Source organism: Flavobacterium sp., from assembly GCF_024710485.1.
Taxonomy (GTDB): Bacteria; Bacteroidota; Bacteroidia; order Flavobacteriales; family Flavobacteriaceae; genus Flavobacterium.
This window is the reverse complement of record NZ_JANJUQ010000019.1, coordinates 13404-34881: the sequence shown is the minus strand read 5'-3', so window position 1 is coordinate 34881 and position 21478 is coordinate 13404. Positions and strand designations below refer to the sequence as shown.

At 41.5% G+C, this 21478-nt stretch carries 19 protein-coding genes; 8 read left to right on the top strand and 11 right to left on the bottom strand.

Annotation, left to right across the window (positions count from 1 at the left end; translation table 11 throughout):
* Nucleotides 1-20: 20 nt before the first annotated feature.
* The 3 genes from arsB to Q0M21_RS04360 are packed head-to-tail and all read left to right on the top strand — an operon-like array spanning nucleotide 21 to nucleotide 2104.
* Complete coding sequence (arsB, locus tag Q0M21_RS04370) at nucleotides 21-1061, top strand: ACR3 family arsenite efflux transporter (RefSeq protein ID WP_295335057.1); 1041 nt, start codon at nucleotides 21-23, stop codon at nucleotides 1059-1061.
* A 5-nt stretch (nucleotides 1062-1066) separates the two neighbouring features.
* Nucleotides 1067-1678 (top strand): trans-aconitate 2-methyltransferase, encoded by a 612-nt coding sequence (locus Q0M21_RS04365; protein WP_295335055.1) that lies wholly within the window; start codon nucleotides 1067-1069, stop codon nucleotides 1676-1678.
* A 3-nt stretch (nucleotides 1679-1681) separates the two neighbouring features.
* On the top strand, nucleotides 1682-2104 hold the full coding sequence (locus Q0M21_RS04360; protein ID WP_295335053.1) for an arsenate reductase ArsC: 423 nt from the start codon (nucleotides 1682-1684) through the stop codon (nucleotides 2102-2104).
* A gap of 62 nt (nucleotides 2105-2166) precedes the next feature.
* Here Q0M21_RS04360 and lpdA read toward each other — a convergent pair whose 3' ends face one another.
* Both lpdA and Q0M21_RS04350 read right to left on the bottom strand, forming a co-directional pair.
* Nucleotides 2167-3570, bottom strand: a complete 1404-nt coding sequence (lpdA, locus tag Q0M21_RS04355; protein WP_295335156.1) for a dihydrolipoyl dehydrogenase — start codon at nucleotides 3568-3570, stop codon at nucleotides 2167-2169.
* A gap of 100 nt (nucleotides 3571-3670) precedes the next feature.
* Entirely contained in the window at nucleotides 3671-4123 is a 453-nt protein-coding gene (locus Q0M21_RS04350) for an Lrp/AsnC family transcriptional regulator (protein WP_295335051.1), read from the bottom strand.
* Between the two features lie 173 nt (nucleotides 4124-4296).
* On the opposite strand from Q0M21_RS04350, the gene Q0M21_RS04345 reads away from it, so the two are divergent.
* The 3 genes from Q0M21_RS04345 to Q0M21_RS04335 all read left to right on the top strand — a co-directional run bounded on the left by Q0M21_RS04345 (nucleotide 4297) and on the right by Q0M21_RS04335 (nucleotide 8194).
* On the top strand, nucleotides 4297-5547 hold the full coding sequence (locus Q0M21_RS04345) for an aminotransferase class I/II-fold pyridoxal phosphate-dependent enzyme (protein WP_295335049.1): 1251 nt from the start codon (nucleotides 4297-4299) through the stop codon (nucleotides 5545-5547).
* A gap of 119 nt (nucleotides 5548-5666) precedes the next feature.
* Complete coding sequence (locus Q0M21_RS04340; protein ID WP_295335047.1) at nucleotides 5667-6839, top strand: T9SS type A sorting domain-containing protein; 1173 nt, start codon at nucleotides 5667-5669, stop codon at nucleotides 6837-6839.
* 5 nt (nucleotides 6840-6844) lie between these two features.
* Nucleotides 6845-8194, top strand: a complete 1350-nt coding sequence (locus tag Q0M21_RS04335; RefSeq protein WP_295335045.1) for a M28 family metallopeptidase — start codon at nucleotides 6845-6847, stop codon at nucleotides 8192-8194.
* Here the strand turns inward: Q0M21_RS04335 and Q0M21_RS04330 are convergent, their stop codons facing one another.
* Complete coding sequence (locus Q0M21_RS04330; RefSeq protein WP_295335044.1) at nucleotides 8195-9223, bottom strand: hypothetical protein; 1029 nt, start codon at nucleotides 9221-9223, stop codon at nucleotides 8195-8197.
* 228 nt (nucleotides 9224-9451) lie between these two features.
* Here Q0M21_RS04330 and Q0M21_RS04325 point away from each other — a divergent pair, with 228 nt between their 5' ends.
* The gene (locus tag Q0M21_RS04325) at nucleotides 9452-9724 is read left to right on the top strand and encodes a DUF4242 domain-containing protein (protein ID WP_295335043.1); all 273 of its coding nucleotides are present in this window, start codon (nucleotides 9452-9454) and stop codon (nucleotides 9722-9724) included.
* Nucleotides 9725-9840: 116 nt separating this feature from the next.
* Nucleotides 9841-10941, top strand: a complete 1101-nt coding sequence (locus tag Q0M21_RS04320; RefSeq protein ID WP_295335042.1) for a VIT1/CCC1 transporter family protein — start codon at nucleotides 9841-9843, stop codon at nucleotides 10939-10941.
* Between the two features lie 185 nt (nucleotides 10942-11126).
* Here the strand turns inward: Q0M21_RS04320 and Q0M21_RS04315 are convergent, their stop codons facing one another.
* From Q0M21_RS04315 to Q0M21_RS04280, 8 genes are all read right to left on the bottom strand, one after another.
* Entirely contained in the window at nucleotides 11127-11876 is a 750-nt protein-coding gene (locus Q0M21_RS04315; protein WP_295335040.1) for an Asp/Glu racemase, read from the bottom strand.
* Nucleotides 11877-12140: 264 nt separating this feature from the next.
* Nucleotides 12141-13055, bottom strand: a complete 915-nt coding sequence (locus Q0M21_RS04310; RefSeq protein ID WP_295335038.1) for a fumarylacetoacetate hydrolase family protein — start codon at nucleotides 13053-13055, stop codon at nucleotides 12141-12143.
* 95 nt (nucleotides 13056-13150) lie between these two features.
* Nucleotides 13151-14263 carry a cupin domain-containing protein gene (locus Q0M21_RS04305; RefSeq protein ID WP_295335036.1) on the bottom strand — a complete coding sequence of 371 codons (1113 nt, stop codon included), beginning with the start codon at nucleotides 14261-14263 and terminating at the stop codon, nucleotides 13151-13153.
* A 1-nt stretch (nucleotide 14264) separates the two neighbouring features.
* Nucleotides 14265-15245 (bottom strand): carbon-nitrogen hydrolase family protein, encoded by a 981-nt coding sequence (locus tag Q0M21_RS04300; RefSeq protein ID WP_295335034.1) that lies wholly within the window; start codon nucleotides 15243-15245, stop codon nucleotides 14265-14267.
* 31 nt (nucleotides 15246-15276) lie between these two features.
* On the bottom strand, nucleotides 15277-15702 hold the full coding sequence (locus tag Q0M21_RS04295) for a thioesterase family protein (protein ID WP_295335032.1): 426 nt from the start codon (nucleotides 15700-15702) through the stop codon (nucleotides 15277-15279).
* 242 nt (nucleotides 15703-15944) lie between these two features.
* Complete coding sequence (locus Q0M21_RS04290; RefSeq protein WP_295335030.1) at nucleotides 15945-17525, bottom strand: glutamate synthase-related protein; 1581 nt, start codon at nucleotides 17523-17525, stop codon at nucleotides 15945-15947.
* Nucleotide 17526: 1 nt separating this feature from the next.
* The gene (locus Q0M21_RS04285) at nucleotides 17527-19116 is read right to left on the bottom strand and encodes an AMP-binding protein (protein WP_295335028.1); all 1590 of its coding nucleotides are present in this window, start codon (nucleotides 19114-19116) and stop codon (nucleotides 17527-17529) included.
* 42 nt (nucleotides 19117-19158) lie between these two features.
* Entirely contained in the window at nucleotides 19159-21477 is a 2319-nt protein-coding gene (locus tag Q0M21_RS04280; protein ID WP_295335026.1) for a bifunctional salicylyl-CoA 5-hydroxylase/oxidoreductase, read from the bottom strand.
* Nucleotide 21478: the final 1 nt, after the last annotated feature.

Sequence of the window (21478 nt, the reverse complement as noted above, 5' to 3'; positions counted from 1 at the left end):
TTTAAAATTCAGACTGTTTTATGAAAAAAAGACTCCGTTTTTTAGACCGATTTTTAACTTTATGGATATTTTTGGCCATGTTATTGGGCGTTGGTATCGGTTACTCTATTCCGAATACAGCCGATTTTATCAACTCCTTTTCTTCGGGAACGACCAATGTGCCTTTGGCGATTGGCTTAATTTTGATGATGTATCCGCCGCTGACGAAAATCGATTTTTCGAAAGTGCCGCAGATGTTCAAACAGCCTAAATTACTAACGGCTTCTTTTTTGATTACTTGGATAGTCGGGCCGTTTTTGATGTTTTTATTGGCGACCTTTTTTCTGAAAGATTATCCCGAGTACATGACGGGACTGATCATTATCGGCATTGCACCTTGTATTGCTATGGTGATTGTATGGAATGAATTGGCCGAAGGCAACCGCGAATTAACCGCCGGTTTGATTGGTATCAACAGTTTGTTACAAGTGTTCTTTTTTAGTTTATATGCGTATTTTTATTTAGAGATTATGCTGCCTTTGTTCGGTATCAAGGGTTTGGCATTGAATGTTACCATTGCGGAAATCGCCCAAACCGTTGGGATTTATTTGGGAATTCCGTTTGTATTGGCGTTGGTGAGCAGGTATGCTATCATGAAGTTTTTGGGAAAACCATTCTTTCATCAGCAGTTTGTTCCGTTTATTTCACCGATTACGCTGGTCGCTTTATTGTTTACCATAGTAATAATGTTCAGTCTCAAAGGGGAAATGATAGTTGATTTACCGCTGGATGTTGTCCGAATTGCAATACCATTGGTTTTGTTTTTTGCGATTATGTTCTTTTTAATGTTTTTTGTTTCGAAGAAAATAGGAGCGAATTATCGAGATGCAACGGCTTTGTCCTTTACGGCTTCGGGGAACAATTTTGAGTTGGCGATTGCGGTTTCCATTGGCGTATTCGGTATCAATAGTGGACAAGCTTTTGCGGGCGTCATTGGTCCGCTGGTAGAAGTACCGGCTTTAATTTTGTTAGTGAATGTAGCCTTTTGGCTCAGAAAAAAATATTTTAGTAAAAACGTTTAAATTTTATGGATATAAAAGCACACTGGGAAAACGTATTTTCGACCAAAACCGAAAAAGAGGTGAGTTGGTACCAAGAATACCCCAAAACCTCCGTCAATTTTATCACGGCTTTACAATTGCCTTTGGATGCAAAAATCATTGACATTGGCGGCGGCGATAGTTATTTGATGGATGCTTTATTGGAATTGGGTTACACTAATTTGACCTTGCTTGATATCTCTGCGAAAGCTATTGAACGAATCAAGAATAGGTTAGGCGATAAGGCTTCAAAAGTAACTTTTATCGTTTCGGATATTTTAGATTTTGAGCCTTCTGAGCGTTATGATTTTTGGCATGACAGGGCTTGTTTTCACTTTTTGACCCAATCTGATGATATTGCAAACTATTCTAAGATTGTTAGTCAGGCTTTAGCCTATGACGGCAAACTTTTTATAGGGACCTTTTCAGATGAAGGTCCGAAAAAATGCAGTGGTTTGGAAATTACCCAATATAATATGGAAAGTTTGCGTTTGGTTTTTGAAAGGGATTTCGAATTAAGCGGCTGTTTCACAGAAGAACACCCAACGCCTTTTGACACTACCCAAAATTTCCTTTTTTGCGGATTTAACAGAAAATAAAAGATGAAAAACATATTAGTACTTTGCACAGGCAACAGTTGCCGCAGCCAAATGGCCCATGGTTACTTGACTCATTTTGCTAATCCTGATAAAGTAAAGGTCTATTCGGCCGGTGTGGAAACCCATGGAGTAAATGCTTTAGCGGTTGCCATCATGAAAGAAGACGGTGTCGATATTTCGAAGCATACTTCCAACAACGTAGACGAGTATTTTGACATTCCGTTTGATTATGTGATTACGGTTTGTGACAATGCCAAGGAACGATGTCCGTTTTTCCCAACGCAAGCCGTTAAGTTCCATCACAATTTCCCCGATCCTTCTAAAGTAAAAGCTTCTACTACAGAGGTTATTGAAGAATTCCGAAGGGTAAGGCAAATGATTAAAGACTATTGCAAAGATTTTGTAGAAAGCCACAAACTAAACTAAAAACGTCCCGATATCATCGGGACGTTTTTATTGTCTAATAATCTAACGGTCTAACAATCTGATTATACGTGCAACGCTCTATTATCCGTAGCGGCTAAAGCGGCTTCTTTCACGGCTTCGGCGAAAGTCGGATGCGCATGTGACATACGTGAAATATCTTCAGCAGAAGCACGGAATTCCATCGCGGTTACGGCTTCGGCGATCAAATCGGCACAACGGGCACCTATCATGTGAACACCCAATACTTCATCGGTTTTGGCATCGGCTAAGATTTTTACAAATCCGTCGATATCACCACCGGCACGAGCTCTACCTAAGGCTTTGAAAGGGAAACTTCCGGCTTTGTAGTTTACACCGTCGGCTTTTAATTGTTCTTCGGTTTTCCCTACAGCCGCAACTTCTGGCCAAGTATATACTACACCCGGAATCAAGTTGTAATCGATATGTGGTTTTTGACCCGCTAAAATTTCGGCTACCATGACACCTTCTTCTTCGGCTTTGTGGGCCAACATCGCACCGCGCACTACATCGCCAATCGCATAAATGTTCGGTACGTTAGTTTGCAAATGGTCATTTACTTCCACCATACCTCTTTCGGTTACTTTCACTCCGGCTTTGTCAGCTGCTAATCCGTCTGTGTAAGGACGACGGCCAACGGCTACCAAACAGTAATCGCCGTCAAAAGTGATGGTGTTGCCTTTGGCGTCATCGGCCAAAACGGTTACATTTTTGCCTTTGCGGGTTACTTCTTTTACTTTGTGAGAAGTATAGAATTTCATGCCTTGTTTTTTCAAGACTTTGGTCAGTTCTTTCGACAAACCGCCATCCATACCCGGAATGATTCGGTCTAAGTACTCGATTACCGATACTTGAGCGCCCAATCGCAAATACACTTGCCCTAATTCGATGCCGATAACGCCGCCACCAATGATGATTAAGTGCTTAGGAACTTCAGGTAATTTCAAGGCTTCGGTAGAGGTAATAATGCGTTCTTTGTCAATTTTGATAAAAGGCAAAGACGATGGTTTAGAACCGGTAGCAATGATGATATTTTTGCCTTCGATTACTTCTTCAGTACCGTCGGCTTTGGTTACTTTCACGTGAGTGGCATCTTCAAAAGATCCTAAGCCTTCGTATACGGTTACTTTGTTTTTGTCCATTAAGAACTTTACGCCGCCACTGGTTTGGTCAACTACCGCTTGTTTGCGAGCAATCATTTTTTCCAAGTTCACTTTTACTTTTCCGGACACTTCGATACCGTGGTCGGCAAAGTGTTGCAATTCTTCATAATGATGAGAAGAAGCCAACAATGCTTTAGAAGGAATGCAACCTACGTTTAAGCAAGTTCCTCCCAAAGTACTGTATTTTTCAATGATAGCGGTTTTGAAACCCAATTGGGCACAACGAATAGCTGAAACATATCCGCCCGGCCCTGAACCTATGATGACAACGTCAAATGAACTCATGATGGTATATAAATTAGTGTGTTTTAATTTTTGTGTCACAAAATTACAGTTTTTATTTTACTAAAAAGCGAAATAATTTGCTTAAAAGCTATAGCTTATTTTATAAGGTAAACGCGGTAGTATTTTTGACTTCGCCTATCATAAAAGTACTGTGTGTACTGCCGATGTGCTGCAGTGTGGTGAGTTTAGTTACCATAAACTCGCGGTAGGCTTCCATGTCTTTGATACAGATTTTCAAAATGTAATCGTAATCGCCACTCACGTGGAAACACTCTAACACTTCTTCTAGTTTTACCACTTGGTGTTCGAATGTAGTTAAGAATTCTTTGGTATGTTGGATGAGTTTGATGTGACAAAACACTACAAAGCTTTTGTCGATTTTAGCCCTATTCAACAAGGCAACATACTTATCAATTATACCTTCTCGCTCCAGTTTTTTGATGCGTTCATATACTGCTGTGACCGAAAGATTGAGTTTTACAGAAAGCTCTTTAGTTGTCTTTTTGGTGTCTTGTTGGAGTAGGGCGAGGAGTTTTTTGTCGGTTGTGTCCATAGGTTTCGGGTTAGAATAGTTTTTAAAACTGAAATTGTTCTTTGTAAGGGTTGAATTTAATAAATTATTCTATTAATTTAATTATTTGTAGTTTAAAAGTCTATATATTTTTATTTGTATTGATTTATTGTCTATTTAAATTGAAATTTGAACTTTAAATGAATCCCAACTTTATGAATCCCAACTCAGAACCTTCAACCTTCAACCCGCAACCTGCAACTAAAACGAGTTTCCATCCTGCAGATAAAATCCAAGACCTGCAATACTTTGGTGAATTTGGTGGTGTGAATCCATCTATATCCGATAGTTCAACTTATACCTTTCTTTCGGCTAAAACCATGTTTGACACCTTTGAAGGCAATGCCGAAGGTTGTTATTTGTATTCGCGTCATTCTTCGCCTATGAATTTATACTTAGGTCAAGCTTTGGCCGCAATGGAAGGTACCGAAAGTGCTAATGTTGCGGCATCCGGTATGGGCGCGATTACCCCTGTTTTGCTCCAATTGTGTGCTGCCGGAGACGAGATAGTCTCCAGTCGTACCATTTATGGCGGAACCTATGCTTTTATGAAAAATATGTTGCCGAAATGGAATATCAAAACCCGTTTTGTCGACATTACTAAGTTAGATCAAGTGGCTGCAGCTATTTCGCCAGATACCAAAGTTTTGTATTGTGAAACTGTCAGTAACCCATTATTGGAAGTCGCCGATATTGAAGCTTTGGCCGTTATTGCTAAAGAAAACAATATTAAATTGGTTGTTGATAATACTTTTTCCCCTTTGTCTGTAGCTCCGGCTAAATTAGGGGCCGATATCGTTATTCACAGTTTGACCAAGTTTGTCAATGGCAGCAGCGATACCGTTGGCGGCGTTGTTTGTGCTTCACAAGATTTCATCAATGATTTGAAAAATGTGAACGATGGTGCCAGTATGCTTTTGGGACCAACGATGGACAGTTTGAGAGCGGCCAGTATTTTGAAAAACTTACGCACGCTTCATATTCGTATGAAACAGCACAGTCATAATGCGATGTACTTGGCACAAAAATTCGAAGCCGATGGTTTAAAAGTAGTGTATCCGGGATTGCCAAGTCACCCAAGTCACGAACTATATGCTAAAATGATTAATCCTGAATACGGTTTTGGAGGTATGATGACCATTGATGTCGGCAGTTTAGACAAGGCTAACGAGTTGATGGAATTAATGCAACACCGCAACTTAGGCTATTTGGCCGTGAGTTTAGGATTTTACAAAACGCTGTTTAGTGCGCCCGGCAGTTCTACTTCGAGCGAGATTCCGCTGGAAGAACAAAAAGCCATGGGCTTAACCGATGGCCTGATTCGTTTCTCTATCGGTTTGGATAATGATATTGAGCGCACTTATCAAATGATGAAACAGTGCATGGCAGCATTGAACGTTTTCTAATTTTATTATAATTTAGTTGTAAAGATCCGTTGGTACGCCATTACCAGCGGATTTTTTTATGCGATGATATGTTGTTGTAATTATTTTCGTAATTTTAAAAAACGTAAAACCTATGATTTATGAAATACAATTACTTGCTTTTGGTTATAATGTTCTTATTTGGCTTATCCTTAAAAGCTCAAATTATTGCTATACCTGATGTGAATTTTAAAAATGCTTTGTTGGCTGCCAATACCACTAACGGAATTGCTCGAGATGGTCAAGGTAATTATATTGTAATTGACGGAAATGGCAATAATGAAATTGAAGTTACTGAAGCGCTTACTGTAAGTGATTTATATGTTGATAATCAGAGTATTGTTTCTTTAGAGGGGATTCAGTATTTTACCAATTTATCGCTTTTGGATTGTTCTTATAACCAGTTAGCTTCATTGGATTTAACTCAAAATGTCAACCTCCAAGACGTATTTGCCAGTCATAATTTAATTACCAATACGATACTTCCCAACTTTACGAATCCCGTTCATATCAATTTTTCACACAATCAATTGTCTCAGATTAATTTGGCGACTATCAATCAGTTGGTTTATCTTTTCTTGAATAACAATAATTTAACAAGCCTTTCTTTTAACAATCCTAATTATACGTATTTAGTTGATGGTGTTATGGATTTATCCAACAATCCGTTAGTTAGTTTGGATATGTCACAACTCCGAAATAGTGATTTAAATTTTGGTGAACCGTTTGATGATATTTATATAAACAATACACTTTTGACTCAGTTGGTTTGTCCTATGGCTTATATAAAATATTATTTCATTAATAATAATCCTAATTTAGAGTTAATCAGTTTTCAAAACCAACTTATGGATAATTTTATAGAAAATGATTTTGATACCGATTTAGAGATTTCTAATAATCCCAATTTAAGTTATATTTGTGTGGATGATATTGATGGAGAATTTATCACCGAGCTTGAGTTTTTTGAAAATTATTTTATAAATAATCCTGATATCACTGTTAGCACCGCAGCCTGTAGTTTGAGCACCGCAGCAAACGAAATGAAGCCGCTGTTTTCAGTATATCCGAATCCGACTCATTCTCAATTGTTTATTCAATATACCGGCAATGCTACAGTGAAAGAAATCCGAATTCACAGTTTACTCGGACAATCATTACTGGAAGTCAATCGCGGACAATTAGTTGATGTTAGTTCCCTTTCATCCGGAACCTATTTCATTACAATTATGACCGACAAAGGAAAATCAACCCAAAGATTTATTAAAAATTAGTATCAATGAAACTCCATTTTACGATTGTAATTTTTTTTATAACCATAAATTTAACTGCTCAAACTGATGCGAGATTGTATGCCATTATTGATGCTGTTTCGGCCCAACGATTGGAGAACGATATTCGCACTCTAGCCAATTTCGGCACCCGGAATACGTTTAGCGATACCCTTTCCAAAACCCGAGGCATCGGTGCTGCCAGACGTTGGATTAAAGCAGAATTTGATAAGATTGATAACAATTGCAACAACTGTCTGGAAGTTTTTTACCAAAAAGATTTGGTTACGCCTAAAGACGGCAATCGCGTTCCTAAAGAAGCCTATGTTGTGAATGTAGTGGCTGTTCAAAAAGGTACCAAATATCCGAATCGCTACATTATCATGACCGGTGATATCGACAGTCGCAATTCCGACACTATGGATTATACCAATGATGCTCCCGGAGCCAATGATAATGCTTCAGGTATGGCGGGCACTATTGAAGCGGCGCGCGTTTTATCTCAGTACCAATTTGAAAACAGCATTGTATATCTCGGTCTTTCCGGCGAAGAGCAAGGCTTGTTCGGCGGCAAGGGTTTTGCTGAATATGCCAAAATGAACAATTGGGAAATCATAGGGGTTCTCAATAATGATATGATTGGCAACATCGAGGGTATTGACGGTGTAATTGATAACCGAACTTTTCGTATTTTCTCCGAACCGACTCCTGTCACCGAAACCGAAAAGGAGCGCAACCAACGTCGTTTCTACGGTGGCGAAGTCGATGGTATTTCCCGTCAATTGGCGCGATACATTCACAAAACAGTGACTGCTTACATGCCCGAAATGAACCCGATGATGGTCTATCGCTTAGACCGTTTTGGTCGAGGTGGTCACCATCGTCCGTTTAACGATTTGGGTTATCCGGGTGTTCGTATTATGGAAGCCCATGAAAATTACAACCGTCAACACCAAAACAACCGAGTGGAAAACGGCATCAAATACGGTGATGTGATTGAAGGGGTCAATTTTGAATACGCCAAAAAGCTAACCGCTGTCAACGCCATAGTATTGGCCAGCTTGGGTTGGTCGTCACCCGAGCCTAAGAATGTCACCATTGGCGGCGTAGTAGAACCCAATACCAAACTCAAATGGGACAAAGTCGCCGATGATGCGGTGATAGGTTATAAAATTTATTGGCGATTGACTACTTCTCCGCAATGGGAATTCAGTCGGTTTGTTGGCAATACTGATAACTTTGAACTCAAAGGAATTGTGATTGATAATTACTATTTTGGTGTATCGAGCGTCCACCAAAACGGACAGGAGAGTGTAGTGGTTTTTCCGTCAGCTGTAATGCGAAGTACAGGTAAGTAATCAGTTTTGATTTAAATAAACTTCTAGTTTTTCTTGAATGTTTTGCAATGGTGTGGCTATGGCATTCACATATTGAAAATTCCCGTCTCGTTTATTGTCAATAGATAACTGAATCGGACAAGCTTCACTTTGAATGGCATTGACTTCAAATTCATACTGCTCCTTATTGTAAACCAAATACGGAGCACCGGAAGAACCAAATCGGAAATACCCTTTAATCAAATACCGCAATCCTTCCAATACATAATTCCCGCCAATGCGTTCCGGGAAAATGGAGAAGTGCTCGGTAAAACCGTCAATTTGGGCTTTGTTCAGTAGTTTGCCGACTTCACTGGTTGGGGAACTTTGCAAACAATAATAACCTTCTTGATTATCGGGCAAAATATTGAAATTCATTTTTACCGCCGGAATAGCGGCTACAATTTCTCTCGGAGTATTTATTATCCGATATAGGGCAATATCATCTCCGTAAAATGCCTCAACTAATGCCACTTCTATCAAAAAAGTATGACGATTAATAGCCGGTTCGGCAAAATGAGTGGTCGCATCAAAATGAGTAGTCAGTTCTTGGTTTTGATAGAAAAGCGGCTCTTTGAATTGTACAATTAAATGCGTCTGGCAGATTTTTTTCTCCAAAAAAGTAACCCAACGGGTATCAAAACGGATTTGTTTCAAGGTATCTACCACAGCAGTGTAGTCATTCGGATTGTTACTGCTCCAATAATACCGTTGTTTCTCAGTATTGAGGTAAAAACTGTTTTCAAACAATTGTCGCTGCGGATTATTTAAATAGGGAAGAATGTCGCGCTCAAATACTTCAGTCGAAATCGATCTGAAAATTTTGGCTTCGGTTTTTAAGTTGTGTGCCACCGTCAAAAAATAGCCTTGGCCAATGTGAAAGGCACAAATGTTATTCTCAAAATGCCGCCGTTGCGAATCTTCAATATTTTGGGTAAACATAATGCGGAATAAAGGCGAGGTTTGTTCATGAGTCAGCTCCAGTTGTTTGAGTAGTTTGTGATTTTTCATAAAATGATTCAATTGCCCAAAATCAAATATACCAAACAAATTCACTTGTCCGATTTTTTTACCGATTATCTTTTAAATAGAGGATTAATAGCTATGATGTGTGTTGTTTTCAAAAATAAATATTAAATTGCTTAAAATCAGAAGGATATAGTGGAGTCCGGAAACCACTATAATCAACGGGGCACAACCGAAAAGCCATACAAGTAGGAATTTTAAAAATCAATACTTATGCCTAAATTCATCATCGAAAGAGATATTCCCGGAGCAGGCGACTTGACTGCCGATCAATTGAAAGGGATATCACAAACTTCTTGTGCAGTTTTGAACAAAATGGGACCGGATATTCAATGGGTCGAAAGTTTTGTAACCGGAGACAAAGTCTATTGTGTGTACATTGCTCCCAATGAAGATTTAATATTAGAACACGCTAAACAAGGTGGATTTCCGGCCAACAAAATTTGCAAGGTGATCAATACTATTAGTCCTGTGACCGCTGAGTAATGATTAAAAAGCAATTTTAATCGGTTTTAAAGTGAATGTTTTTTACGATTATAACTTCATTTAAATTGAATTAACAGAATCTTTCTTTGTAATTTTAGTTCTTAAAATACAATCTCATGGTCAGTCTTAAAAGTATCCAAACGGAAGTCGATGTTTGTTATCTCTATAAAATTTTAGCTGAAAATGAAGAAGATGAAAACGTTGCGACGGTTTTCAAACAGATGAGTGATATAGAGCACGGTCACGCCTTGGCTTTCTTAGCCAAAAACAATTTAGATGAAAGCCATTTGCCGCCACCTTCAGGAAGAGCTAAAACCTTGCATCTAATTGGCAAATGGTTTGGTTATGACTACATCTTAGGAGTTTTATTGGATACCGAAAAAAGCGTATCCTCATCCATACTGAAAGCTCGCAAACAAAGTCAAACGCAAGAATCCTTGTCGGATACAGCCCATGTTACTATACTGAAGAATATCCTCAGCAATAATTCCAAAGTGTCAGGAGCCAATTTGGCCCGATTTGAAAAACGCCATCGCTCTGTTGGTGGTAATGCTTTGCGTGCCTCAGTTTTAGGCGGTAACGACGGTTTGGTGTCCAATTTTAGTTTGGTAATGGGAATAGCCGGTGCCACCAGTGGTCAAGATGAAATTCTGTTGGCCGGATTAGCCGGATTGCTGGCCGGAGCTTTGTCTATGGCTTTGGGCGAATGGATTTCGGTGAAAAGTTCTCAAGAGCTGTACGAAAATCAAATGCAACTCGAATTGGAAGAATTAGAAACCAACCCCGAGGGCGAGCAACAAGAATTGACTTTAATTTACATGGCTAAAGGCATACCTGAAGCGCAAGCCAAAACCATGGCCGCCGATATGATGCAAAACAAAAGCCAGGCACACGACATGCTCATCAAAGAAGAATTGGGTATCAATTCTGAGGATTTGAAAGGTTCGGCTATGGAAGCTGCGCTGACTTCCTTCTTCCTGTTTGCCATTGGAGCTATCATACCGGTATTTCCGTTTTTCTTTTGGAGCGGTATGCAAGCCGTGATTATCAGTACGGTGTTGAGTGCTGCCGGTTTATTTTTGATTGGTGCAGCGATTACTTTATTTACCGGAAAAAGTGTTTGGTATTCGGGTATGCGACAAGTGTTGTTCGGATTAGCAGCAGCGGCTATCACTTTCGGTATCGGAAAACTGATTGGCGTTTCTGTAGTAGGATAAAAAAGGAGGTCTATTGTAGACCTCCCGTTTTGTATGATTTGGATTTATCATAAACCAATACCTCTTGATACTGTTGCTAATTGAATTATCGCTTTGATACCTTCAACTGATAAATCTAAATCATATTCAAAGTTAATTAATAATTGATTATTAATGTGTTAAAAATCAAACTTTAACATTATAATCTAATATTTCCCACTCAGCAATTCGCCCCCTATAGTCGATTTGGCCTCAATGCCCAATTTTTTCATCATTTCGTAAGTGGTACACACGGCTGCCGAAGTCACCGGAATCCCGCATTCCGCCTGAATTAAATCTATAGCTTCCAACGAAGGCATTTGCACACAAGCCGAAGCTACCAATACATCTACATCGTTCAAATCCAATTGCTTGTATATTTCCAATAAGTTCATCGGATTTTGCGCTGCCACTTCCAAGTTATCGGGAATTTCCAGGGCAATGCTTTCTTTTACTTTGATGCCTTGGTGCTCAATATAATCGACTACTTTGTCGGTGAGCGGACGCATATACGGCGTAATAATCGAAATTTGTTTGGCACCCAACACTTTCAAACCGTTAATCAAAGCCCCTGCCGACGTTACGATAGGCGTTGGGAAGTCATTTGCCACTGTTTCCTGATGCAGGTTCACTTCCGAAACGCAGTGATAGCCGCGTCCCATACTCATAATTGCTACCAAGCATGCGTAACCCATCACGTCCACATGGGCGTCTGACAATTCTTGAGCGCATTTCAGACTCATCGCATCCATGGCTTCGAGTTCTTCTTTGGTCACTTTTTTCATTCGCATGCGACTGCTGTGAAACGTAAAACGTTCCGGCAATATGGTTTCTCTGGCCCTGAAAATGGCCGGTATTTCGGTTTCCATCGTCACGTTGGAGGATGGAACGATTTGTCCTATTTTAAATTTTTTCATAATCAAAGTTACTGATCAGCTATGTTACTGAGTTTTTAATTGTTTGTTGGACGTTAACTCGTCTGATGGACGAGGTCGGGCTTTACGTTGCAATCTTTTTAGGATTGTATTTCCCTTCCGCTTTGCTTCAGGGCAATCCTAAAAAGGATTTCCACTTCACACGAGCGAAGCGACTGCCGAAGGAATCCCTAACGCAGCTATTATTTTTACCTGACAGCCACCGGCTGCCCTCCTCTTAATATCAAATCTAACGCAACCTGTTTTTTATCTTGAAATCTCCTTCACCGTATTTATTATCGTACCAATGCCTTCTACAGTCGCTTCCACCACATCACCATCGTGCAACCATTCTTGAGGATCGCGTCCGGCTCCGACACCTGCCGGAGTACCGGTGGCTATAATGTCTCCCGGATCTAAAGTAAATACGATACTCAAATCTTCTATCAAATCGTTAATGTTGAACAATAAGAATTTAGTGTTTGAGTTTTGCTTTTCTATACCGTTTACTTTTAACGATAAATTCAGGTTGTGTGGATTTTCGATTTCGTCTTTGGTAACTAATATTGGTCCCATAGGCGCAAAAGTATCTTGTCCTTTGGAAACTATCCATTGGCCTTCTCGACGACAATCGCGAGCTGAAATATCATTGATTACTGTATAACCAAAAACATAATCCATCGCTTCCGCTTTAGGAACATACTTTCCTTGTTTGCCAATTATGACAGCCAATTCCACTTCCCAATCCAATTGCGAAGTCAGTTTGGTGTTCTTAATGATCTCGGTATTGGTTCCCGTAACCGTTGTTGGCGGTTTTGAAAAGATAATCGGTTTTTGAGGTAATTTGCCTGTAGTGTCTAAGGTTCTTGCGCTTTCCGCTACGTGTTCGGTATAGTTTAATCCAATGCCGATAATATTTTTTCTCGGTTTTTGAATCGGAGCCAAAAGTGTCACCTCTTCCAATTCATAAGCGATTTCTTTAAAGTAATTTTCCGGAGTTTCCGCCACCATTTCGTTCAATTCATCTATGATTTCAATCCCCATGTCAATCAAGTCCAACATATCAGAAGGCAACGGGAAATTTGAAATTTCGCCAAAATCTTCCATATCGATGACTTGATTGTTATGTAGAAATCCTAAACGGGGTTCGGTGTCTTTTGTCTGGTAAGTGAGTAGTTTCATTTTTTAAAAGGTGCTAAGGCGCTGAGGCGCTAAGGTTCTGAGGTTTTAGTTTGTTGTATGTTCTAAGTTAGAATTCATTTTTGTCATTCTCACTGTCATTGTATTTTCTGACGCCCATTGTTTTCGGTGTATTCTCTGCCTTGGAACAAGCCTAAGCCTTCAATGACCGGCAAGTCGTTGAAGTTAAACAAACACGCATCTTCGGTGTCAGAAGCATTGTGGTGTTCGTGCCACGCCCAACTTGGTACGCAGAAAATATCGCGTTCCTTCCAATCAAAGCGTTGCCCGTTGATGATGGAGTAGCCGCTTCCTTTAGCGCATTGGTACACAAATGACCCCGTATGTTTGTGTGCTTTCCCGTGGAAACCGGCTGGTAGCAATTGCATGGCGGCTCCCATCGTTTGCATCACATGACCACCGGTGAGCGGATTAGAGTATTGCATCAAAATACCGTCAAACGGATCCGGATGGTTGACCACTTGCGCGTTTAACAAAGCCGGGTAGACTTTACTCCACGAATATTTAAACAAAGGCGAATACGGTTTGTCCCAAGTCTTGTCAGCCGGAATTAAACCCGCGCAACTGTAGCTCAACGGCAAATGGTTGATGGGTTTTACCAACGGTTGTTTGCCATCATACACGGCATAATCATTGGCTTCTAAAGCATTCACTAACGGAATATCCAAACCGTCTTGCCAAATACAGGTTTGCCCGTCGGCTTCTACACCGTGTTCGTGCCAGGCTGAGTTGGGTGTGATGACAAAGTCGTTGACTTCCAACATGATTTTATTGCCGTCAACTACGGTATAGCCTTTAGAACCTTCCATGATAAAGCGTAGGGCAGAAGCACGATGGCGGTGCGCCGAAGTACTTTCGCCCGGACGGGTAACTTGGATTCCGGTGTACAACCAACCTACGGCGGCAGAAACGTCTTTCCTTTTATCGTTTACCAAATATACGACACGTCTTCCGGCTTGTTCAGGCGTTACGAGTTCGGAAGATTTTAAAACCAAACTGCGCAAGTCGTCGTATTTCCACAACATAGGGACCGAATTCGCTCGGGGTTCCCAAGGTTCAATATCGTTGGCTACTGTCCAAAGTGCTCCGGCTCCTAAGGTTTCTAATTCTTTATAATAGGCTTCGAGTTCAGGGGTGTCTTGTACACGGGCACGCCCGATAACGTCGTCTGAAAAGTTGTTGGTTTCCATATTATTTTTGGTTGAATTCATCGTGGTTATCTACAAAGGTAATCTTTCTGGTTGGAGCGGTATTGACTCTTAAATCAAAAATATCAAATCGGTTGTAATGCCCGAGTATGTCGTGCATTTGTTTCGGTTGGATGCATTTCTCCAAATCGATATCGGCATAAACAATCCCTTCGTCATCAATTAGCGGTGTGCCAATCACAGCGCCATTCGGACCAATAAATCCGGAAAAGGCAGAGCTTTTGCGTGATAATAATTCATCCACATTAGGTACATCAGCGCGTAAGGCATCTTTTATCTCCTGAGAAATGGTTGAGCAGGAAACAATTGTAAACAATTTGCCTTCGAAGGAATGTGCCGCGGCCCGAATTTTAATCGCTTCCGCCATGTCGTAATCGGGTGGTGCTACCGGTAGTGAAATGTAATTGGCGATGTGAACTAATTCGCCTTGCGACAATAGAGTAAAACGGGCTAAGGTATTGGTGTTTTCACCACAAGCTAAAGTGCCAATCGGACCAACTTCAGTATCATACACTTTGAGAGAAGAACCATCGCCGGACGTCCAAGTAAGCTTTTCAGCCCAGGTTGGGACTAATTTGCGGTGTTTGCCGATGACTTTTCCGTGGTTATCAATAATCAGGTTGGTGTTGTAAATTTCGCCATAACTGTCGCCACGCTCGTTGATGCCGATGACGATGTGTATATTGAAATCTTTCGCGGCTTGGTACAAAGGTTGCATGTTTTCGTCCGAAACAGCTACTGAGTTTTTATACAATAGCTCGTACCATTTGCTGCCTTGTACCGGTGTCATGATCCAGTTCCAGTAAGGGTAACCGGCCACGAATACCTCGGGAAAGGCGATGAGTTGCGCTCCGTTATCGGCAGCTTCTTTAACAAAAGCAATCGCTTTGGCTATCGTTTTTTCCACGTTCAGAAAAACCGGTGCTGTTTGTACGGTAGCGGCTTTGAATTTTTTAAAGTCCATAGTTTGAGTATTAAGACAAAAGTATTAAGTATTAAGACAGTTGGTACTTTGTTATTTTGTTTTTCATCTCTTCCGAAAACGGTTCCGCTTTGATGGCGTCTCTGCCGTTGCTGATACCTACGTTAACTAAAATAACTTCGCCTTCCAAACAGGTATTGCCTTGTTCATCTTCAAAACGGAAACCGCAAGTTACGGAAGCACCGCCGAGTTTGATGACCCAAAGTTTTTTGGTTAACAGTTCTCCTATGCGGGCGGCTTTTTTGAATTGTACTTTTAAATCCACGGTTGGAATCCCATTGGTTTCGTGAATTTTGGAGAACGGTCGGTCGAGGGCTTCTTCAAACCAATCTTCGACCAAGTCGTTGAGCATTTCTAAAAAGCGCGGATAGAAAACGATACCGGCGTAATCGACGTGTTTGAAACGTATTTTTTCTGGTTTGGTAAAGGTTTGGTTCATGTTTTATTTTTTTGCTACTGATTAGTTTTTATTTTTTGCCACAGATTAAACAGATTAGCACTGATTTTTTTGTTACGAATTACACCAACTTTTACTAAATTTTAAATTAATCATTTACTCTTGCTGATATGTTTAGCCCCGATAGTAGTGGAAATCCTTTTATTACTTTTCAGAAAATCCCTTCGACAGCGCTTAGGGTGACAAAGTAATAAAAGATTGCAACGGATAGCGGGAAACAGCTCCTAAAAATGTTCGGCACTTGCATTTTTCCAAAATCGAAACATCTCGTTAGGGACTTTGCTGCCATCGAGTAGGCAACCGACTTTAAGTTCGGGATACGTCTCTTCAAAAGTCTTGATTTGGGTACGGTCAATGCGCATACTCACGACGCTTCGGTCTACTTTATCGGGATGATCGATGCCGGCCGAGGCCATGAGTTCCATAGCGCTTTTCACCGTTTCGTGTTGGAAGCGCGCTACGCGTATGCTTTTTTCTTCGGGTACTAAGCCTTTGGTCAGCCGCGGGTCTTGCGTGGCTACTCCCGTCGGGCAAGTATTGGCATGGCATTCGAGCGCCTGAATGCAGCCCAAAGCGAACATCATCCCACGGGCCGAATTGCACAAATCGGCACCAATAGACAAGGTTTTGATGATGTCGAATCCTGTTATGATTTTACCGCTACAGATGATTTTGATGTCTTTTTTCAAATCGAATCCTACCAGACAATCGTATACAAAAGCCAAGGCGTCTCGCAACGGCATGCCCACGTGGTCTGAGTATTCCTGCGGAGCAGCACCGGTTCCGCCTTCGCCACCATCGACGGTGATAAAATCGAAAGTTGTCTTGGTTTGCACCATGGCTTTACAGATGGCGATGAATTCGGATTTGTTGCCAATGCAGATTTTCATCCCGATGGGTTTGCCACCGGAGCCTTTTCGCAATAGTTTTACGAATTCCATTAATTCCAGTGGTGTTTTGAAAGCTGAATGTGTTGGCGGTGAAATGATGTCGTGTCCTTTGTCAACTAGGCGAATGGCTGCAATTTCATCAGTAACTTTCTCTTTGGGTAAAATACCGCCATGTCCGGGTTTGGCGCCTTGAGAGAATTTGATTTCAATCATTTTTACGTTGTCTAAGGTCGCTCTTTTGACAAATTCGTCATAAGAGAAATTACCGTTTTTGTCGCGACAGCTGAAGTAGCCAGTTCCGATATTCCAAACTACATCACCACCCTGCAAATGGTAAGGTGATAAGCCGCCTTCTCCGGTATTGTGGTAAAATCCACCTTGTTTGGCACCGTTGTTTAAAGCCAAAACAGCATTCTTACTTAATGAACCGTAGCTCATTGCACTGATGTTGAATAAACTGGCTTCATAAGGTTTTTCGCATTGTGACGAACCAATTTTTACTCTCGGATTGCTGTTGACTTGTGAAAATGGAATGGCTTTGATGCTGTGGTTGATCCATTGGTAACCAATTTCGTAAAGGTCTAATTGCGTACCGAACGGATTGGAATCGGTTTCTTTTTTGCTACGTTGGTATACTAAACTGCGTTGTAGGCGGTTGAACGGTTTGCCGTCGGTATCACTTTCAATAAAATATTGTCGGGCGCCGGGACCCAATGCTTCTAACAAGTAGCGCATTCTTCCCAACAAAGGAAAGTTTCTGCGGATGGTTCTTTTGGATTGGAACATATCGTAAAATCCCATTAGGATTAACGGTATAAAAATTAACCCCAAGAAACTAAACTTCCAGTTGACATAGGTTAATACGCCCATGATGGCCAGTGTCGTAATCGCAAAAACTAAAAATGCTTTTCTCATCTTACTTTAATTTAAACCGTTGAATTTTACCGGTCTCTGTTTTAGGCAAAGTTTCAGTAAAATAAATCACTCTCGGATATTTATACGGAGCAGCTACTTCTTTGAACCAGTGTTGAATATGGTTCTTCATGTTATCGGTAGCTTTACTGCAATCTTTTAGTACAATGTGCGCACAAACTAACATGCCGCGTTCTTCATCTGGCAATCCTACTACGGCGCATTCGAGGATTTCTTCGTGCGTTAACAATACGCTTTCCACTTCGATGGCCGCAATGTTGTAGCCGGACGATATAATCATATCATCGCCGCGCGCCACAAACCAAAAATAGCCGTCTTCATCCTTGCGGAAAATATCGCCCGTAAAGTTCCAACCGTTTTGCACGTACTCGCGTTGTTTGTCTTCGCGATTCAAATATTTACAGCCGGTGATGCCACGTACCATGAGTTTGCCGGGTTCGTTTACGGCGACCTCATTTCCTGCAGCATCTACTACTTTGGCTTCGTAACCGGTAATGGCTACGCCTGTGGCGCCGGGTTTCATATTATCTTCATTAGAAGATATAAAGATATGCAACATTTCGGTAGCACCAATCCCGTCGATGATTTTTAGGTCGGTGGCGTCGTACCAATCTTGCCAAACTTTCAGCGGCAGCGTTTCTCCGGCTGACACGCATTTGCGAAGGCTTGATATGTCGAAATCTTTGACTTTGGTGGTAATGATGCGCCAAGCCGTAGGCGCGGTGAAGCAAATCGTGATTTTGTAGTCCTGTATGGCTTGTAACAGCATATCAGGTGTTGGTTTCTCTATTAAGAAAGTGGAAGCACCAAAATACAGCGGAAACAATACCAATCCACCCAAGCCAAAGGTAAATCCTAGTGGCGGACTACCGGTAAAGATATCATCTTGAGTTGGCTGTAAGGAATACTGCGGAAACGCTTCACAGATATTGACAATATCTTTGTGGAAGTGCGCTGTCATTTTAGGCAAACCCGTGGTGCCTGAAGTAAATCCGATCAAAGCGATGCTGTCCGATTTGCTGTGGTAGTTGTTGAATGTCTTAGGTTTGTGTTGCATTAATGCTTCCAAACTCGAATTGCTGTAAAAACAAACTTTTTGCAAATGGTCGGATTTGACCAAATGCATTTCATCGGCTAGACTATGGTCGCAGATGGCGTGTGAGATTTCGGCACAGTCGATTATCGTGCTTAATTCTTTGGCCCGCAACAAGGGCATAGTGGCTACTACGATACCCCCGGCTTTTAATACGGCAAACCAAACGGCAACCATCATTGGATTGTTGGCTGAACGAATTAATACACGATTACCCGATTTCAGTCCCAAATCTTCCACCAAAACATGGGCAATTTGGTTGGCCTTTTCATACAATTCCTGATAGGTCCAAGTGTATTCAAAAGTGCGTAGGCAAGGTGCGTTTCCATGACCGTTATGAATGTGTTTGTCTAATAGCTTCTCCACACAATTCAGCATTTCCGGTTGCCGGAATTGCGGCAAGTCCAAGAAAACATAGTCCGGTTGTAAATCGGGACTAGGTAAATTATCGTGGGCGAAATTATCTTGGTAATGTTTCATGAGATAAGTACTAAGGTCGTGAGAATCTAAGGTTCTGAGGTTTTAATCTTTCTTATTACTCTTTGGTTTCAATGCTTTTTTCATACTTTCGGTTTGTTTTCTTTCGGCGGCTTTTAGCGGATAAAGATGAGAACTTCCGGCTTTGTAGGGATTGGGAATGTCTGCAGCTTCAAATTGTTCGTAGGCTTGCGTATTTCTCACAAAATTAGCATCGGCTAGTAACGGTCGGCCCAGCGCCACTAAATCGGCTCTACCGTTGAGAAGTATGGTGTTGATTTGATCAATATCTTGGATGTAACCCGCTGTGATGGTTGGGATGTGAACGGTGTTTCGAACGGCATCGGAGAAAGGTGTTTGCCACATACGGCCGATTTGCGGTTTTTGATGCGCTACGGTATTTCCGGTTGAAACGTTGATGATATCGGCTCCGGCATTTTTGAAGGCTGTTGCTATGATAATAACTTCTTCTTCAGTGATTCCGTTTTCGGCCCAATCGGAAGCGGAAATTCGAACTGACATGGGTTTGTGTGGAGGGAATGCTTTTCGCATTTCGGTGAAAACCCTTAATGGAAACTTCAAACGGTTTTCGATACTGCCGCCAAATTCGTCGGCTCTGATATTGGTTAAAGGCGACAGGAACGAAGCCAATAAGAATCCGTGATGCGCTTGGAGTTCGATTAGATCGAAACCGGCTTTGTCGGCATTATGAGTGGCTAGCACAAATTGGTCGGTTATCAAATCCATATCTTCCAAAGTCATTTCTTTGGGAATCGGCATCTTCTCATTGAAAGCGATAGGCGAGGCCGATAGCAAATCCCATGGTAGCTCGATAGGTTCATTAGTACCTTCCCACGGTTTTTTCACAGCGCCTTTTCGACCGGAATGTCCTAGTTGAATTCCTATTTTAGCTTGGGTGTTTTGATGGATAAAATCGGTTATCTTTTTCCAGTCAACTAATTGTTCTTGAGTGTAAATTCCGGCACAACCTAAAGTGATGCGTCCGGTTTCGGATACCGCTGTCATTTCGCTAATAATGAGTCCGACACCACCGGTGGCTCTACTACCGTAGTGTACCAAATGCCAATCGGAAACTTTGCCGTCGGTGGCCGAGTACTGACCCATGGCTGACATGACGATGCGGTTTTGCAGTTCTAAATCGCGTAGTCGGAATTTGGTGAATGCAGCCGGTTCCTCGACTGCGCTCGGGATGACTGCACTCGGGATGACTGCGTTCTGATGAAATTCAGCCAATACTTTATCTGTAAACGATTTATCGCGTAACCTTAAATTTTCAAAAGTGACTTTTTTGGAACGCGTCATACAACCGAAGGCAAATTGGTAAAACGGATGCTGCATGTGTCGGTCCATGTGTTCAAACCAATCGAGGGAAACCAAGGCAGCGTATTGAATCATTTCTACCGTATTGCGACGGGTTTTTTCGTATTGCTCGAAAGCCGCTTGTACGTTATTCGGATTGGCAATTACGGCATCGGATAAACCGATAGCGCAATCCATCGCCAGTTTAGTTCCCGAGCCGATTGAATAATGGGCTGTGGCTTTGGCATCGCCTAACAAAACGATGTTGTTATGGTACCATTTTTCGTTGGTTACATGCGGGAATTGACGCCAATGCGATTTGTTGGAAATAAGCGAATGTCCGTCGAGTTCTGCTGCGAATATTTCGGCTATTTTGGCTATGGTATCGGCTTCGTTGGTGACTTCAAAACCGTGCTTTTGCCAGGTTTCGTCACTGCATTCAAAAATCCAAGTACTCATGCCGGCTTCGTATTGGTACGTATGGGCTACGATAGTGCCATGAGGCGTACTTCGGAAGAAGTAGGTAAAGGCATCCAATGGTTTGGTCGAGCCTAGCCATACAAAGCGATTTTTCTTAAGCGAGATTTTGGTGCCGAATTCCTTTTCATATTGCGTTCGGATGCCACTGCTAATTCCGTCGGAAGCCAAAATGATATCGGCGTCTTGGTACTGACTGATATCATCTATATTTTGTTCGAAATGCAAGATAACGCCTTCTTCGCGACAACGTTGGTGTAATAATTTAAGCAATGTTTTTCGGGAGCAACCGCAGAATCCATTTCCGGCGATGCTGACTTCCTGACCATCTCGTGCTACAATGATATCGTCCCAATAGGCAAATTGACTTCGAATTAATTCATACGATTGCATATCGCGTTTAAGGAATTCGCCTAAAGTTTCATCGGAGAATACTACCCCAAAACCAAAACTGTCGTCGGGTTTGTTGCGTTCGTACACGTCAATTTGGCAATGCGGCATTGCTTTTTTGGTTAGGATGGAGAAGTAGAGTCCGCCCGGACCACCGCCTATAACTGCTATTTTCATA

What these genes read in the sequence shown, in the direction of transcription:
- Q0M21_RS04330 (WP_295335044.1), bottom strand. Translation starts at nt 9,223, where the DNA reads ATGAAAAATCACAAACTACTCAAACAACTGGAGCTGACTCATGAACAA.
- Q0M21_RS04350 (WP_295335051.1), bottom strand. Translation starts at nt 4,123, where the DNA reads ATGGACACAACCGACAAAAAACTCCTCGCCCTACTCCAACAAGACACC.
- arsB (WP_295335057.1), top strand. Translation starts at nt 21, where the DNA reads ATGAAAAAAAGACTCCGTTTTTTAGACCGATTTTTAACTTTATGGATA.
- Q0M21_RS04325 (WP_295335043.1), top strand. Translation starts at nt 9,452, where the DNA reads ATGCCTAAATTCATCATCGAAAGAGATATTCCCGGAGCAGGCGACTTG.
- lpdA (WP_295335156.1), bottom strand. Translation starts at nt 3,570, where the DNA reads ATGAGTTCATTTGACGTTGTCATCATAGGTTCAGGGCCGGGCGGATAT.
- Q0M21_RS04300 (WP_295335034.1), bottom strand. Translation starts at nt 15,245, where the DNA reads ATGGACTTTAAAAAATTCAAAGCCGCTACCGTACAAACAGCACCGGTT.
- Q0M21_RS04360 (WP_295335053.1), top strand. Translation starts at nt 1,682, where the DNA reads ATGAAAAACATATTAGTACTTTGCACAGGCAACAGTTGCCGCAGCCAA.
- Q0M21_RS04320 (WP_295335042.1), top strand. Translation starts at nt 9,841, where the DNA reads ATGGTCAGTCTTAAAAGTATCCAAACGGAAGTCGATGTTTGTTATCTC.
- Q0M21_RS04310 (WP_295335038.1), bottom strand. Translation starts at nt 13,055, where the DNA reads ATGAAACTACTCACTTACCAGACAAAAGACACCGAACCCCGTTTAGGA.
- Q0M21_RS04365 (WP_295335055.1), top strand. Translation starts at nt 1,067, where the DNA reads ATGGATATAAAAGCACACTGGGAAAACGTATTTTCGACCAAAACCGAA.
- Q0M21_RS04340 (WP_295335047.1), top strand. Translation starts at nt 5,667, where the DNA reads ATGAAATACAATTACTTGCTTTTGGTTATAATGTTCTTATTTGGCTTA.
- Q0M21_RS04305 (WP_295335036.1), bottom strand. Translation starts at nt 14,263, where the DNA reads ATGGAAACCAACAACTTTTCAGACGACGTTATCGGGCGTGCCCGTGTA.
- Q0M21_RS04280 (WP_295335026.1), bottom strand. Translation starts at nt 21,477, where the DNA reads ATGAAAATAGCAGTTATAGGCGGTGGTCCGGGCGGACTCTACTTCTCC.
- Q0M21_RS04285 (WP_295335028.1), bottom strand. Translation starts at nt 19,116, where the DNA reads ATGAAACATTACCAAGATAATTTCGCCCACGATAATTTACCTAGTCCC.
- Q0M21_RS04290 (WP_295335030.1), bottom strand. Translation starts at nt 17,525, where the DNA reads ATGAGAAAAGCATTTTTAGTTTTTGCGATTACGACACTGGCCATCATG.
- Q0M21_RS04315 (WP_295335040.1), bottom strand. Translation starts at nt 11,876, where the DNA reads ATGAAAAAATTTAAAATAGGACAAATCGTTCCATCCTCCAACGTGACG.
- Q0M21_RS04335 (WP_295335045.1), top strand. Translation starts at nt 6,845, where the DNA reads ATGAAACTCCATTTTACGATTGTAATTTTTTTTATAACCATAAATTTA.
- Q0M21_RS04345 (WP_295335049.1), top strand. Translation starts at nt 4,297, where the DNA reads ATGAATCCCAACTCAGAACCTTCAACCTTCAACCCGCAACCTGCAACT.
- Q0M21_RS04295 (WP_295335032.1), bottom strand. Translation starts at nt 15,702, where the DNA reads ATGAACCAAACCTTTACCAAACCAGAAAAAATACGTTTCAAACACGTC.